The sequence below is a fragment of the Actinomyces ruminicola genome (genome assembly GCF_900103885.1).
Lineage (GTDB): Bacteria > Actinomycetota > Actinomycetes > Actinomycetales > Actinomycetaceae > Actinomyces > Actinomyces ruminicola.
Window position 1 is genome coordinate 129,981 of the sequence record NZ_FNIM01000003.1, and the last position, 15,198, is coordinate 145,178.

The 15,198-nt window shown below is 67.4% G+C and carries 14 protein-coding genes; 7 read left to right on the forward strand and 7 right to left on the reverse strand.

Annotated features, from left to right (window positions below):
* Positions 1–256: 256 nt before the first annotated feature.
* Positions 257–2,512 carry an MMPL family transporter gene (locus BLR49_RS04765; protein WP_092534222.1) on the forward strand — a complete coding sequence of 752 codons (2,256 nt, stop codon included), beginning with the start codon at positions 257–259 and terminating at the stop codon, positions 2,510–2,512.
* Positions 2,513–2,519: 7 nt separating this feature from the next.
* On the opposite strand, the gene BLR49_RS04770 is transcribed toward BLR49_RS04765, so the two are convergent.
* A complete protein-coding gene (locus BLR49_RS04770; protein WP_092534224.1) occupies positions 2,520–3,521 on the reverse strand; it encodes a sugar phosphate isomerase/epimerase family protein in 1,002 nt (333 codons plus the stop codon).
* Positions 3,522–3,740: 219 nt separating this feature from the next.
* Here BLR49_RS04770 and BLR49_RS04775 point away from each other — a divergent pair, with 219 nt between their 5' ends.
* Positions 3,741–4,022, forward strand: a complete 282-nt coding sequence (locus tag BLR49_RS04775) for a hypothetical protein (RefSeq protein WP_092534227.1) — start codon at positions 3,741–3,743, stop codon at positions 4,020–4,022.
* A gap of 57 nt (positions 4,023–4,079) precedes the next feature.
* Here BLR49_RS04775 and BLR49_RS04780 read toward each other — a convergent pair whose 3' ends face one another.
* Positions 4,080–4,871, reverse strand: a complete 792-nt coding sequence (locus BLR49_RS04780) for a sugar phosphate isomerase/epimerase family protein (RefSeq protein WP_092534230.1) — start codon at positions 4,869–4,871, stop codon at positions 4,080–4,082.
* Between the two features lie 181 nt (positions 4,872–5,052).
* On the opposite strand from BLR49_RS04780, the gene BLR49_RS04785 reads away from it, so the two are divergent.
* Complete coding sequence (locus tag BLR49_RS04785) at positions 5,053–5,235, forward strand: hypothetical protein (protein WP_143013699.1); 183 nt, start codon at positions 5,053–5,055, stop codon at positions 5,233–5,235.
* Between the two features lie 447 nt (positions 5,236–5,682).
* Here the strand turns inward: BLR49_RS04785 and BLR49_RS04790 are convergent, their stop codons facing one another.
* Together BLR49_RS04790 and BLR49_RS04795 are read right to left on the reverse strand one after the other, a co-directional pair.
* On the reverse strand, positions 5,683–5,967 hold the full coding sequence (locus tag BLR49_RS04790) for a putative quinol monooxygenase (protein ID WP_092534237.1): 285 nt from the start codon (positions 5,965–5,967) through the stop codon (positions 5,683–5,685).
* A 108-nt stretch (positions 5,968–6,075) separates the two neighbouring features.
* Positions 6,076–7,281 carry an ROK family protein gene (locus BLR49_RS04795; protein WP_176765781.1) on the reverse strand — a complete coding sequence of 402 codons (1,206 nt, stop codon included), beginning with the start codon at positions 7,279–7,281 and terminating at the stop codon, positions 6,076–6,078.
* Between the two features lie 311 nt (positions 7,282–7,592).
* Between BLR49_RS04795 and BLR49_RS04800 the strand changes: the two genes are divergently transcribed.
* The 3 genes from BLR49_RS04800 to BLR49_RS04810 all read left to right on the forward strand — a co-directional run bounded on the left by BLR49_RS04800 (position 7,593) and on the right by BLR49_RS04810 (position 10,755).
* Entirely contained in the window at positions 7,593–8,627 is a 1,035-nt protein-coding gene (locus BLR49_RS04800; protein WP_092534243.1) for a sugar phosphate isomerase/epimerase family protein, read from the forward strand.
* Positions 8,628–8,636: 9 nt separating this feature from the next.
* Entirely contained in the window at positions 8,637–9,029 is a 393-nt protein-coding gene (locus BLR49_RS04805; protein WP_092534246.1) for a C-glycoside deglycosidase beta subunit domain-containing protein, read from the forward strand.
* A 136-nt stretch (positions 9,030–9,165) separates the two neighbouring features.
* Positions 9,166–10,755: a DUF5597 domain-containing protein gene (locus tag BLR49_RS04810; protein ID WP_092534249.1), complete on the forward strand. Its 1,590-nt coding sequence runs from the start codon at positions 9,166–9,168 to the stop codon at positions 10,753–10,755.
* Between the two features lie 62 nt (positions 10,756–10,817).
* Here the strand turns inward: BLR49_RS04810 and BLR49_RS04815 are convergent, their stop codons facing one another.
* The 3 genes from BLR49_RS04815 to BLR49_RS04825 form a co-directional block, all read right to left on the reverse strand.
* A complete protein-coding gene (locus BLR49_RS04815; RefSeq protein ID WP_092534252.1) occupies positions 10,818–11,129 on the reverse strand; it encodes a type II toxin-antitoxin system RelE/ParE family toxin in 312 nt (103 codons plus the stop codon).
* 4 nt (positions 11,130–11,133) lie between these two features.
* Positions 11,134–11,427 carry a type II toxin-antitoxin system Phd/YefM family antitoxin gene (locus BLR49_RS04820; protein ID WP_092534255.1) on the reverse strand — a complete coding sequence of 98 codons (294 nt, stop codon included), beginning with the start codon at positions 11,425–11,427 and terminating at the stop codon, positions 11,134–11,136.
* A gap of 471 nt (positions 11,428–11,898) precedes the next feature.
* Positions 11,899–13,272, reverse strand: coding sequence for an ROK family protein (locus tag BLR49_RS04825; protein ID WP_092534258.1), 1,374 nt, complete (start codon positions 13,270–13,272; stop codon positions 11,899–11,901).
* Between the two features lie 369 nt (positions 13,273–13,641).
* Here BLR49_RS04825 and BLR49_RS04830 point away from each other — a divergent pair, with 369 nt between their 5' ends.
* Entirely contained in the window at positions 13,642–15,132 is a 1,491-nt protein-coding gene (locus tag BLR49_RS04830) for an MFS transporter (RefSeq protein WP_176765782.1), read from the forward strand.
* Positions 15,133–15,198: the final 66 nt, after the last annotated feature.

Sequence of the window (15,198 nt, forward strand, 5' to 3'; positions counted from 1 at the left end):
CAGGGGCGTCGGTGCGCGAATAACGACCTCGGTGTACGTTGCGCGGCCTCGGGGTGGTCGTGGAACGGGCAACAAGGTCGTGCAGTGTCCCCAAGGTCGTGAATTGCCTGTGCTGGACGCGGGCGGTGCGGTGTTGACGCCACTCCGAGCGCGGATTACGGTGGAAGCGTAAACGAAAACGATCGTTGTTCTATGGTTGTGCCGGCTCCCGCTCGTCGCACGGAGCCGGCGCGGCCGCCTCCGTGAAAGGTCCCTCATGTTCAGTCGTATCGGTCGCGCCGTCTCCCACCACCCCGCGAGTTTCGTCATCGGCTGGGTCCTGCTGGTCGCCGTCGCGGTCTCCCTCGTCTTCCAGGGCTGGGGGGCCGGCGGCCTGTTCCAGAGACTGGCCAGCGGCGACGCCACCACCCCGGACACCGAGTCCAGCGTCGTCGCCGACCTGACCAGATCCAACGAGGATGCCGGGGAGGTGATTTCGATCGTCGTCGACGGCGTGGATGTGGTTGGCGATCCTGCCGGAGCAGGCCTTGCGGCTACGTCCGCTCGCGGGAGCCTGGGTGAGCTGGAAGGCGTCGCCTCGGTTACCGACGCCTTTGCGCTGCCCGACCCCACTTCGCAGGAGGCGCGAGCCCTGCTGTCAACTGGTGGTGACGGCTACGTCGTGATCGTCACGCTCGACGCCGACCTGTCCGAGCAGGAGGTCGCCTCCGTCTCCGAGCGCGTGGCCGAGACTGCGGAGGGGGCCTATGTCGACTCCCTGCATACCTACGAGCCGCGCGCCGAGGCGTACGCCGTGTCCTCAGAGCTGATCGGCGACTCGATCGGCGAACTGGTGCAAAGAGACCTCGCCCAGGGGGAGTCCGTGAGCCTCCCCGTGGCCCTCATCCTGCTGGTGATCATCTTCGGCGGACTGCTCGCGGCAGGGCTCCCCGTTGTCAACGCGCTCGCCTCGATAGTCATCGGCATGGCGGCGCTGTGGGGCCTGACCTTCGTCCTCGAAGTACAGTCCTTCATCCTCAACGTCATCTCCATACTCGGCCTCGCCCTGTCCATCGACTACGGGCTGCTGTTCGTCAGCCGCTACCGCGAGGAAGTGGCCGCACAGCTCGCGAAGGCCGGCCATGGGGCCGCCAAGCGGTCCGAGGAGCTGCCCGCCGGCGAGCAGATGAAGCAACTGGTGCGCGTCAGTGTCCAACGTACCGTTGCCACCGCCGGGCGCACGGTCTCCTTCTCGGCGCTGACGATCGCCTGCTCGATCGCCGGACTGCTGGTGATGAGCTCCTCCATGCTGAAGACGATCGCCACGGGCGCGATTGCCGTGGCGCTGGTGGCGGTGCTGTGCACCATAACGCTCGTGCCCGCCGTGATCACGCTGCTGGGCGGCCGCCTGGTTCGCCCGAGTGCGCTGAGCCGGGTTCCCGGGGTGGGCCGCGTGCTGCGCGCCGTCGGCGACTCCTCCTCGGATCACGGCGTATTCAGTCGGCTGTCGCATCGCGTGGTGGCGCACCCGTGGATCGTCATGGCCGCAGTCGCCGCCGTCCTGGCCGTAATGGTGGCGCCGATCGGGTCGGCGCGCATGCGCACCAACATCATCGAGTACGTGCCGCAGGACGCACCGGTGCGTACCGGCTACAACATCATCCAGGACGACTACCCCGCGCTGGCCACGCCCACTATCAGCGTCGTGGCTCAGGCCGGTGCCGACGACGCAAACGGGCTCGTCTCCGCCATCCGGGCACTGGACGACGTCGCTCGGGTCACCGCCGCGGAGCTTCCCGGGCAGGAAGGCATGACGCTGATCAGCGTCCTCATGGACGTAGAGGACCCGGTCGGCCCGCAGGCGAGCGACGCCGTCGAGACCATCCGCGGCATGGAACCCGGATATGAGTACTGGGTCGGCGGCGCGGCGGCCCAGCAGGAGGACTTCATCGACTCCATGGCCGAGCGGGCGCCCTGGGCGGCACTCATCGTCATCACAGCCGTATTCCTGTTGCTGTTCTGCATGACCGGCTCGCTCGTGGTTCCGCTCAAGGCGCTGCTGATAAACAGCGCCTCGCTGATCGCCGCCCTCGGCGCCACCTCCTGGCTCTTCGAGCATGTCCGCCTCGGCCTGCCGCAGACCCCGGGCCTGCAAACCTTCGTGGTGGCCTGCCTGATGGCCTTCGGATTCGGGCTGGCCATGGACTATGAGGTGTTCCTGCTGGCCCGCATCAACGAGTACTGGGAGGCCGGTCACGACAACGACGACGCCGTTGCCCGTGGCCTCCAGCGCTCGGGGCGCATCATCACCTCGGCCGCGGTGATCATCATTGCGGTGTTCCTCGGCTTCGTCTCGGGCGAGATGATCGCCATCAAGGAGCTCGGGGTCGGCCTGGCCGTCATGGTCGCGGTGGACGCCACACTGGTGCGGCTGCTACTGGTCCCCGCGACCATGACGGTACTCGGCCGTTGGAACTGGTGGGCGCCGGCTCCCCTGGCCCACCTGTACCAGCGCTTCCGTCAGCAGGTCTGAGACGCGCTCAGCGGTTGTCGAAGTGGGAGTCGAAGGCGGCCTCGGGCAGGTCGTAGACGTGCTCGCGCGCGAACTTCAGGGCGAGGGGTGCGCCGTGCAGGCGGTCCATGCCGGAGTCCTCCCACTCGATCGAGATGGGTCCCTCGTAGCCGATCTGGTTCAGCGTGCGGAAGTAGCCGTCCAGGTCGGCCTCGCCCAGGCCGGCGGAGACGAAGGTCCAGCCGCGGCGCGGGTCGTCCCAGGGCAGGTGGCTGGACAGGCGGCCGTTGCGCCCGTCGAAGTGGGTCTTGGTGTCCTTGCAGTGGACGTGGTAGATGCGGTCGGCGAAGTCGGTGAGGAAGACGGCCGGGTCGATCTGCTGCCAGATCATGTGGGAGGGGTCCCAGTTGATGCCGAAGGCCTCGCGGTTGTCGATGGCGTCCAGGGTGGCCTTGGTGGTCCAGTAGTCGTAGGCGATCTCGCTGGGGTGGACCTCGAGGGCGAACTTGACGCCCTCGGAGTCGAAGACGTCGATGATCGGGTTCCAGCGGCGGGCGAAGTCCTCGTAGCCGTCGGCGATCACGTCGGCGCCTACCGGCGGGTACATGGCCACGTACTTCCAGATCTTGGAGCCGGTGAAGCCGGTGACGACCTTGGCGCCGAGCTTGGCGGCCACCTTGGCGGTGAGCTTGAGCTCCTCGGCGGCGCGGGTGCGCACGCCCTCGGCCTCGCCGTCGCCCCACACCTTGTCCGACAGCAGGCCGCGGTGACGGAAGTCGATCGGGTCGTCGCAGATGCACTGGCCGGTGGAGTGGTTGGAGATGGCGTAAACGCTCAGGTTGTGGCGTGCCAGGGTGTCCTTCCACTGCTGGCAGTAGGTGTCGTCCTCGGCGGCGCGGTAGACGTCCAGGTGGTCGCCGGCCACGGGAACCTCCAGGCCGTCGAAGCCCCACTGCTCCGCCAGGGTGCACACCTCCTCGAACGGCAGATCCACCCACTGGCCGGTGAACAGGTTGATCGGACGCGGCATGATAAAGCTCCTTCGCAGACGAACGGTCGTCTGGAGGCTGATGCGGCGGCGTCGCACGACCCGAGCCCCCCGACGCCCACGAAGCTACCGACGCCGGTCCCGCCGCCGACAGGGGCGATCACCTGACTTCTGTGCGCACGGTGCAGAAGGCCTGCGTTCTTCACGGTTCATCGGATAGCAGCCCTTCCGCAGAACGAATGTGACCGATATCATGTACGCATGGCTGAGAAGAAGTCCCTGCGCAACCGTTTCCTCAACTGGCTCAAGGCCGATATGCGTTCCACCTCCTTCGTCGGTGGTGACCAGGTGCGGGAGAAGACCCGTAAGTACGGCCCCATCGTCGGGGCGTTGTGGGCGTTCAAGTGCTGGGTGGTTGACACCTGGGCCGGCACCGAGCCCTACGGACCCCACAAGGAGTCGCCGTCCTACATCCCCATGCCGGAGGAGGGTACGGCGAAGCTCTATGACAAGCAGCCCCGGCTCTTGAGGCGACGCAAGTAAGACGATGCTCCACGACGGCGCCCAACCGGGCTGGGAGCCGGGGCGCCGTGCGCGGGCTCAGGCGTCGTGCTCGCGTAGCCAGGCCAGCGAAGTCGCGATGCCCTCGAAGATGTCGCCCGCGTAATCATCGAACTCAACCACGCGCAGCGCCTGTGGCGCCGCCCGCAATGATGCGACTATGTCGACCTCGCCGCGGCCGGCCGGTTGCTGTTGGGCGGTGTACTGTGCCATGACGGCGGTGATCCCCTCGGCGTCGTCGGGAAGCGGTGGGGGAGTGGTCGGCATGATGCCGTCCTTGATGTGGATCGCCTTGACCCGCTGTTCCAGCCGTCGCAGCAGCGCCGGGGCGTCCGCACCGCCGAAGGCGGCCCAGAACGTGTCCACCTCCAGCGCCACGCCCGACTCGAGCTCGTCGGCGAAGACCTCCAGCGCGTGCCTGCCGTTGATCAGTGTGGACGTCTCCCAGGAGTGGTTGTGGTAGCCGAGCGTCATCCCCGCCTGCGCCGCGAGTGCGGCCGCCGCGTTGGCCCTCTCGGCCAGGCGGGCGACGTCGTCTGCGGTCCGCCAACGATCTGGCGGCAGGTACGGGTCGATGAGCAGCTCGGCTCCGACCTCCTGCGCCGCCTCCAGCACCGGCTCTGGGTCCGCAGCCTCAATGATCGAGGCGTGCACACTCGGGGCGGCCAGCCCGGCGGCATCCAGGGCGCGGCGCAGGCGCGCGGCCTGCTCGACGAAGGCGAAGGCCTCAACCCGGGCGTAGCCGATCTCGGCTATGCGGGCGAGGGTGCCCTCCAGGTCTGCGGCGAGGGCGTCGCGAACGGCGTATAGCTGAACACTGAGCGCTTGCATGGCGGGGGATCCTCCTTGACCGGCTTCTGCCATCCTCGTGCGGGCGGGCCGCCTCCGGCAGGGGGGATGCGGCTGGTACTGCACGTCCCGGGCGGAAGGAGTCTGCAATCTCCCACTTTTGGCTCCCGCAAAACCCTACTTACAGCGCCTGCAGGTCCGTACCTTCATCTGTGCTACGGACATGGAAGCGGCACAGGATGAGGGCATCGCATACCTCCTCCGTGCTCCCAACCTCATCCGGGGTTACGGTTGCCTAATTGCTGAACTGCTGTCGCGCGTGTTCGTGGTTGCGGCCGTGCCGCTGGCGGCGTTCCATACTGTGATCGCCGGAACCGGCTTCACTACCACGACGCCCGACGGCTGACCTTCCTGCTGGGTGCGCGGCGCCCACGACCGGGGAGTTTGTTGCATGCACTGGTCGGCCGAAGCGTTCAGGGGGCGGCTGCCTAACTGAAAATGTCCATCGGTGACCACTTTGCCGCATGGTGGCGGTTGTACGCGGATCGCTGTGGTTGACTTAACGCGGTTTTCCTTCGGTGTCCAGCTGATACTGTGGAGGAGAGCGCCGAAACTGGTCACCGATGGACACTACTGGCTCTTCCGGTTTGAATCGGATGATGCCTTGTCCCGGTGCTGACACTGTGCGCACTAGGACGATCCCACTTTCGTGATGTGCGCCGAGGGTCGGTGTGTGCGTGGTAGCGGATGCAGACACCTGGAGGACGAGGCCTGTTCTTCGGCAGCCAAGAGGCGAGCCAGGGCTCCATCCACGACTGCTAGAGGCCACATCCGCAAACGCGAAGAGCCGGATTCAGACCTGCTCGTACTGGACGATGGCGGGGTCGCCGTCGGACAGGGCGATTAGCTGGGGGATGAGCGTGGTGAAGTGCGCCGAGGCGTTGTGCGCCGCGATGGCGTCGTCGTCGGCCCACGCCTCGAGGAAGGTCAGGGTGGCGTCGTCGTCGCGGGCGCGCAGCAACTCGTAGGAGATGTTTCCGGATTCGGCGCGTGAGCCCGCCACCAGTTCACGCGCCTTGGCGGTGAACCCCTCGACGGCGTCGGGGCGGACCTTGAATGTGGCGATGATGCGGATCACGGGAACTCCTTCGAGGGACGGCGCGTAACAACTGTCGGTTCCGGCATGCTACTTCTACCGATCTCGGCATGTTACTTCTACCGATCTCGGCGAATGGGGGCGGGCGGATCAGGCGGTGGCGGCCTTGAAGACCGAGTCGACGGCGAGCAGGGCACAGCCGCGCAGCTCGTCGTCGAGTCCGCTGGTGGCGGGCAGGATCTCCAGGTCGGCCGTGGCCAGGGACAGCGCTCGCTCCCCCACGATCCGCTTGATGACGTCGAGGAACATGGTGCAGCCCTGCGGCATCGGGCCGGCTAGCACCACCCGGTCTGGATTGAAGAAGCTCACCAGCATCGCCAGCGCGTCGCCGACGGCGGTCGCCGAGCGCACCATCAGCGTGACGCACTCGGTGTCGCCCGAGCTCACGCCGGCCACGATGTCCTCGGTGGTCAACTCGCCGCTGCGGTCCAGGCACTCCCGCAGGTGGGGGCTCAGCCCCTCCACTGCGGCGCGGCGGGCATCGCGCAGCAGCGCCCAGCCGCCCGCCACGGCCTCCAGGCAGCCGGTGCGACCACAGCGGCAGATCACCGAGTCCATGCCGGAAACCTGCACGTGCCCGATGTCGCCGGCCGCTCCCGCGGCCCCCAGGTGCAGGTGGCCGTTGGAGATGATCCCCACGCCGATGCCGGTGCCGACCTGCAGGTAGAGGATGTTCGCGGGCTCGCGTCTGACCCTGCCGGGGAGCGCCGAGGCATAGCCGAGCAGCATGATGTTGACGTCGTTTCCCGTGGTGACCGGTACTTCGAGGGAGCGGCTGAGGGTGCCGATGATGTCGAAGTCGTCCCAGCCCGGCATGATCGGCGGACTCGATGGACGCCCCGTCTCCTGGTCGATCGGGCCGGGCAGGGAGACGGCCGCCGCCCACACCGGCAGATCGTGGCCGCGCACCATGTCATGCAGTCCCTCGGCGGCCCGTGCCAGCGTCGCCGCGGGACCGCGGGTGATGGGCCAGTTCAGGGTGCGCCGCTCAATCGGCTTCCCGGCCAGATCCGTGACCGCCAGGCGCAGCGTCGAAGTGTGTACGCCGACGACGAGCGCCAGCCCGGCCTCCTGGCGGAAGCGCCAGGTGGCCGGCGCCCTGCCGCCCGTAGACGGCGCGGACCCGTCCGGTGCGATGAGCCCGGCCTCTATGGCGACGTTGATCAGCGAGGAGATCGTGTTGCGCCCCATGCCGGTCAAGCGGGCGAGTTCCTGCCGGGTACGGGCGCGGCCCGTACGGATGAGGTTAACGGTCGTCAGCACGTCGGTGTCGATTGCGGAGATGGGGCTGGACACGGCTGCCTCCCGGGATAGTGACCACGGCGCCGCAGGGGGAGGGCGTCGGCGTGGGCCCAGCCTAGAACAGACGGGCACGCCGGGCGGGCCGGTAGGCGTCGGCGGCGGGGCTAATGCCGTGATCGTGCAGAAGCCGCGCCCGGGGGCCTGGCCCTGCGCACCTGCGGCGCCATAGCCTCGGGGCAACCGGGGCATCCCGAGAAAGATGCGGCTATCACCCGTGGGCAATCCCGCCCGCGGCGCCTGCCGGCCGCGCTTGCACTGACAAGCACCCTCCAGGAACCCTCCAAGGACGGAGAGAGGACGGATACATGACTATCAAGAAGGGCGTCTCCCTGTACTCGCTGCAGGACGCCTACGGACGCGGCGGCCTCGGGCTTGAGGGCACCGTCGCCGCCGTCGAGGACATGGGCACGCAGGGCATTGAGATCCTCTCCGATGAGATGATCCGCGGTGCCGCGCGCGCCAGCGAGGAGACCCTCGCCGAGTGGGACGCGATCATGGAGCGCCACCCGCTGGAGCGCGTCTCCAACGACATCTTCATCAACTCCTCGCTGTACAAGAACCGCTGGCTGACGCTGGAGGAGCAGGTAGAGCTGCTCAGTGCCGACCTGCGCCTGACCCACCGGCTGGGTTTCCCGCTGGTGCGCATCGTCTCCCAGACTGACCCGGCCGTCATCCGCCCGACCCTGCCGCTGGCGGAGAAGCTGGGGATCACCATGGCGGTGGAGGTGCACGCGGGCATGAGCTACGACCACCCCATGACCGCCGCCTGGATCAAGGAGATGAAGGAGGTCGACAACCCGCACGTCGGGCTCGTGGTCGACTTCGGCATCTACTGCCAGCGCCACCCGCGCGTGTCCACCAACTACTTCCGCGAGACGCTCGGGGTCAACGAGGACGTCATCAAGTACATCGACGACATCTTCGCCCGCGGCACCGACCCGCGCCAGTTCTTCCCGCGCAACCCGGACAACCCGGACGACTACATGTTCCCCGAGGAGCTGAGCCGGCACTTCCACAGCTTCCAGGACCGCTTCTACGCCATGATGTCCACCGGGTACGAGAACACCCCGCTGGAGACCCTGGACGAGTACCTGCCCTACATCAAGTCCTTCCACGGCAAGTTCTGGGAGGTCACCGATGAGGGCGAGGAGTACTCCATCGACTACGGCCGCATCTTCACCCGGCTCAACCAGCTCGGCTTCGACGGCTACGTGTGCTCCGAGTACGAGGGGCAGCGCTTCACCCTGCCGGGCGAGGAGATCAAGGATCTGGAGCAGGTGCGCCGCCACCAGGAGCTCATGGAGCGGCACCTCAACGACGGCAAGAACGACGGAAAGTGAGTAGGACCAATGTTCGACGGATACATCTTCACTGAGAACTCCCTCGCCAACGTCGAGGAGGACGGCAAGACCATCGGCTTCGAGATGCGCACCCGCATCCCGTACTACCGCGGCATTCCGCTGTCGATGGTGCACGACGTCGAGGTAGAGGTGGACGGCCAGGCGGTGCCCCGCGAGGACATCCGCTTCACCGCCGACGACGGTAAGCACTGGTTCACCCTGGAGGAGATGGAGACGGTCACCTTCTTCCGCTGGGAGTACGCCGACGAGGCGACGGTGCGGGTGCTCAAGGACGGCGGGCTGGCCCCCGGCGAGCACGAGGTGCTGCTGCGGGTCTCGGCGCGCGTGGCCTACATCCCCGTGCCCTTCTCCGGCGAGATGAAGCGCACCGTCACGGTCTAGAACCGCCTCAGGTGCATCCCGACGGCGGCGGCTCGGTCGGCATCCGCGCTGGACCGCCGCCGTCGGGCACCGAATCCACAACCGACCACAGCCGCCACCGCCGCTACCGACCCGAAAGACGAAGGAGACTTTCATAATGAACCGCAAAGACAGCCGTCACCCGGTGGTCGGGGGGCGGCCCCGGCTGCTGCTGGGCGGCCAGCTGCACAACTCGACCAGCTCCGACATCGAGCTCGCCCGGGCCGCCTTCGACAGGGTGGTCGAGCTTGGCGGCAACGCCGTCACCGCCACCGTCAGCTGGCACCTGGTGGAGCCTCGCGAGGGCACCTTCGACTTCACGGGCGTGGACGCCCTGATCGGCCTGGCGTGCGAGCGCGGCCTGGCGCTGACGCTGCTTTGGTTCGGTGCCTTCAAGAACGCCGCCTCCACCTACGCGCCCCGCTGGGTACGCGCCGATGCCGGGCGCTTCCCACGCGCGCAGGCCGGCGCCGACGGCGCCACCGGCGCCTTCACCCGACCCGGCACCCCCGTGCTGTCGGTGTTCTCTCCGGCTCTGCTGGAGGCCGACCGGCGCGCCTTCACCGCCCTGACCCGCCACATCGCCGAAGTGGACGCCGACGGCACCGTGGTCATGGTGCAGGTGGAGAACGAGACCGGGCTGCTGGGCGCCTCCCGCGACCGTGCGGCCGACGCCGAGGCCGCCTGGGCCGCTCCGGTGCCGACGGCGCTGCTGGACTGGCTCGCCGCGCACCCAGAGGCCACTGGCACCGCTTCGCGGCTGTGGCGCGAGCAGGGCTCTCCCGCCTCGGGCACGTGGGCGCAGGTGTTCGGGGACGGCCCGGGCGCCGACGAGGTCTTCATGGCCTGGGGCTTCGCCTCCTACTGCGAGGCGCTGGCCGCCGCCGCGGCTGAGCACTTGGACGTCGCCTACTACGCCAACGCCTGGCTGGGACCCCAGCCGGGGCAGGAGCTGCCGGGCCAGTACCCCAGCGGCGGGCCCGTGGCCGGTGTCGTGGACGTGTGGAAGGCCGCCGCTCCCACGCTCGCCCTGCTCGGCCCCGACATCTACGTCGACGACGTCAAGGGCGCCGTGGCCGGGTATGTGCGCGAGGACAACGCCCTGCTGGTGCCCGAGTCGCGGGTGGCCGTCGGCAACGTCTTCTGGGCGGTCGGCTCGGGGGCGGTCGGCTTCAACGTCTTCGGGGTGGACGACCTGCGCCCGGACGGACAGTTCGCCGCCGCCTACCACCTGCTCACCGGAGCGGAGGACGTGATCGTGGCGGCGCAGCGCACCGGCCGTATCCGGCCGGTGCTACTGGAGTCGGGTGAGAGCGCCGTCGTCGAGCTGGGCGGCCTGACCTGGACCGTGCGCGGGGCCGCAGATGTACTGAGCCGGATCTTCCTGGATGCCGGTGTGCAGGTGCGCACGCAGGCGCGCGGCGAGCAGGAGAACCTGGAGGAGGCGCTCATGCCCGCCCCGGCGGACACGCGCGCCATGGGCGTGCTGATCGACCTGGGTGAGGACGAGGTGCTCGTGATCGGCCAAGGGCTCATGCTGGAGCCGGCCGGCGCCCCGGGCGAGATCGTGGAGATCGACGACGCCGTCGAGGGCCGTTACGAGGCGGGGGAGTGGCTGAACGGACGCAATCTAAACGGCGACGAGCGCCTGAATCTGCTGCCGCTGGACCGCCTGGCCGCCGTGCGCATCAAGGTCCTGCGGCGGTGAGCGCTGCGGCAGCCTGTCTCCTTCGCCTCCGGCAGCTAATGTGACAGTGACAAACGGCGTCGTCAGTCGAGGTGAGAGTCAAGATCCCTGCTGCTGTGCACGATGTGGGTGACCGTGACCACCTGCTCGGCCTGGTCGATGCGATAGAACACCAGATGGCTTCTGGCACGTGCGTACCTGTACTCGTGCCGGAGTGAACGCGATGGCCTATATACCGGGTGACGGTAGGGCATGGTGCTCAAGGAGTCGACTGTCCGAATAATCGCCTCGGTTAGACGGTCAGCAGCTTCAGGCGCGTTGAGCTCGTTGATCAGCTGGGCGTTGATCGCAGACATCGTCTTACGGACTGACTGCAGGACGACGACTTGATACATGTTTTTATACGCTCTGCGACTGCTCGGTCGCTCTGGCTGCCAGGAGCTCGTCGAGGTCGGCGCGGATGTCGGCCGTGGTGAACCGCTCCGTGGTCGTCGACATCTCGACTTCCGCCGCGGCCAGCGCCTCGGTGATCTCCCGATGCAGCGCGAGCGCCTCGTAGTGCTCGATGCTCATCACCACCATGTCACCCACCCCGTTGCGAGTCAGGAAGACCGGGCGGTCGGCATCGTGGACAGTCTTTGAGATCTCCGTGAACTTGTTGCGCAGGTCGGAGATCGGGCGGATGACTGGCATGGATATCCTCAACCCCTCATTGAAGACGTTTTATCATCAGCATGATAGCAGAGCTGTGAGGCGGGGAGTGGGTGAGCGGACGCAACCTCAACGGCGACGAGCGCCTGAACCTGCTGCCGCTGGACCGCCTGGCCGCCGTGCGTATCAAGGTCCTGCGCCGCTGAGGGCTTGTCTCGGCTCGCCGAGGACGCGGCTCCGCCGTCGAGAACGCTGGGCAGCCGCCCAGGACGCTCTCCGGGACTGCGTCCTCGACGGCGGTGGAGCGTTCTCGCGGGCCATCCCGCGTGCTCGACGCGCGCGGGGAACCTGGGCGCGGCATTCCTGGTGTCTTTGAGGGGTGATCGTCCAGGAACACCAGCGCGAATTTGATGATGCGTTCCTGCCAGCCGACTGTGGACGCCTGGCCGTTCTGGCCGCAAGGAGCTCGACGTGCTCTTCCTGGCCAGGGTCCCGGTATGAGCTCGCCGTGCCTCACGCGTCCTGGCGGCGGTGGGTTACCAGTTCCTGTACCCCCACGGGGGAGCCGTGGGGCAGCCAGACGTGCATTACGTGGGCGGATAACAGGCGATCGGTGACCATGCGGCAGGCGCCCTTGAGTGCATCGTCCTCGTGCCCCATGCGCACCCGCAGGCGTTCAGAGGTGGCGGGCAGGACGCGGCGGCGCAGCGCCTGGCCGACCGCTCGGGAAAAGAACTCGCCGGCCTGTGCTACGCCGCCACCGAGCACGACCTCGCCCGGGTTATAGGTGGTGGTCAGCACCGCCAGTACCACCGAGAGTCGGTCTGCCGCCTCGGTCAACAGGCGTACGCACACGGGATCCCCTTCCGCTGCGCCGCGGAAGACGTGCTCGCAGCGAATACCACCGTTCTCGTCGAGGTGGCGCAGGTAGGGAGAGCGTTTCAGGGCCTGGGGGGTGACCGCGGCATCCTCCATGGCGCCGCCGGACAGCGTCGTCTCCAAGCAGCCTCTGCGGCCGCACCGGCAGGCGCGCCCGCCCGAGTTCGCCATCTGGATATGCGCGATCTCCCCGGAGGCGGCCGCGGCGCCGCGATGCACCTGTCCGCGTGAGACGATGCCCAGGCCCAGGCCCAGGCTGAGGCGGACATACAGGAGGTCCTGCGGAGCCCCGATGCGCTTGGCGGCAGCCAGGGCCATGACGTTGACCTCGTCGTCGAGCCACACGGGCAGGTTGAGTCCTTGGGAGAGCTGCCGCCGCAGTGGGAATCCGGTCCAATTGAGCGTGTCGGCGGCGCCGCCGGTTCCGGCCGTGGCCGGGGCAATCAGCGTCCCGTCACGGAAATCGACGGCGGTCGGGATGCAGATTCCCAGGCCCCAGGTCGGGGGGAGTTCGGGATGGCGGTCGCGCAGGGCCCGGAGATGTGCCAGAGCGTGGTCGGTGACCGCCTCCGGTTCGCAAAGTATGCCCTCGTCCCAATGACTCTGATCAATAACCGTGCCGTTCAGGTCCGTCAGTGCCACAGTGCTGGAACGGTAGGAGATCGACAGGACGAGGATCGTGGCTGCCGACGGATTGAAGCGCCACATCTCCGGGGCGCGACCGCCGGTGGACATGCCGCGTCCGGCGGGGGATAGCAGGCCGAGGCCAACGGCGGTCTTGAGCCGGCGGTCCACGGCGTTGCGGCCCAGCGTCAGCGTCTCGCACAGGTCCGCGCGGGAGACCCCCTGGGGATACTGGCGTGCCTCGGTGATGAGCTCGGCCAACTGCGAGACGTGGGCGAATGAGAGCGTGCGGGGCTGGGCTGCGCAGTTGTGGAGGTGCTCCGGGGAGGACGATGGGGAGCCGGGCGGGCGCCCCCCATCGTGCTGGCTGTCGTGTGTCGTCACGTAGGCAGTCTCCGTCGCACTTTCGTAAGCGTCAACCGAATTCGACGCTACACTTCGCCAACTTGCGCCTCGGTCGTGCGGAACTGAGGGGCGGCTGCGCGGGGCGTTGCCGTATGCCGTGGCTGCGCGGTGAATCGGCTGAAAACGCCGGGAACTGGGGCGACGTCGTGATCGGGGCGTTGCCGTCGGAGTCGGCGTGCGTGCGGGCTTATGCACGGGGAGTGCGGAAGGGGTGTTTCTGTGTCTTGTTGCTTGTGGCGTGCCCGCGTTGACTGTGGTCCAGAACGCAACGAGGTGCGGACGTCGCAGTCCCTGACCTCGGGAGTTCCGGGCAGAGCAGCCCGTACTTCGATCACAGAAAGGCCTGTCATGACGACCCAGTCGGAGGCTCCCCGCACACCAGGGGCACAGGTTCCCCTCAAGGAGAAGGTCTCCTATGCCTTCGCCGAGTTCGGTTCCCAGTTCATTTGGACGACCGTCGGCTCCTACCTCATGACCTTCTACACCGACGTCGCCCTCATCCCCGCGGCGGTTGCCGGAAACATCCTGCTACTCGCCCGTGTCCTGGACGGCATCCAGGACCTCGGGTTCGGGTACATCGCCGAGCGCACCAAGAGCCGCTGGGGCCGCTTCCGTCCCTACGTCATCTTCGGCGCCCCGCTGCTGTCGATTTCGATGGTGCTCGCCTTCTGGATGCCCTTCCACGGCGGCTCAATGACCAAGGCCGTGTGGGCCGCGATCACCTACGTGCTGCTGTGCTTCCTCTACACCGTGGCCAACATGTCCTACGGCTCGCTGGCCGGTGTCATGACCACGGACTCGGGTGAGCGCGTCATCCTCAACTGGATCCGCAACATCGGTTCCCAGGCTGCCCAGCTCATTATGAACGTGGCGACGCCGTTCTTGCTGCTCGCCCTCGTTGCTTCGGCGGCTGCCAAAGATCGTGGCTTCGATGCTCGGTCCTTCTTCCTCACGATGCTCATCTACTCGCTCGTTGCGCTGCCTGCCTTCCTCATCACGGGCATCAACGTCCGCGAGCGCATCACCATGACGCCGGAGCAGCAGAAAGTACCCTTCGGCCGGACGGTCAAGGCGGTCCTCGGCAACGGCCAGCTCATGGTCGTCTTCTTCACGCTGCTGCTGCAGCTCTTCGGCCTCTTCGGCCGCATCGGCGTCATGTTCTACTACTGCCGCTGGATCCTGGGCAGCCCGCTGCTCATGGCGGGCGTCATGAGTGCCTTCCAGATCGGCATGATCATCGGTGGCCTCCTCCTGCCGCCCTTCGCCCTCAAGCTGGGCAAGCGCAACATGATGATGGCCTCGGTGCTCTCGGGTGGCATCGTCCTCATGCTCATCTTCTTCTTCGGGCAGACGAACCTCACGGTGCTGCTGGTGCTGCAGTTCCTCTACGGCTTCTCCGGCTTCGCCTCTCCGATCGCCCTGTCCATGGTTCCGGACGCCGTCGACTACTACGAGCACAAGACCGGCATCCGCGCCGACGGCACCTCCTACGCGACCGTCTCCCTGTCCACGAAGTTCGCCAACGCCATCGGCGGTGCCTTTGCCCTGTACATCATGGGCTGGTTCGGATACAACGGGGCTCTGGACGTGCAGAGCTCTTCTGCGCTGACCGGTATCAACATCGCGGCGAACCTCGTCCCCGCCATCATGTCCTTCCTCGCATTAGTTCCGCTGCTGTTCTGGAAGCTGGACACGAAGACGATGGCGAGGATCTCCGCCGAGCTCGAGGTCAAGCGCGCCGCCCAGGCCGAGGCCCTTGCCGAGGGCAAGTCCCTCGACGAGGCCGAGGCTCTTGCGGAGCACGCGCTTGAGGAAGGCGACTCCTCAGGCCGAGCCTGACCCGACCTGTACTATCCACGGGCGGCCACCGCCAACTGGTGACCGACCCGCCTGGAGATCCAGGCA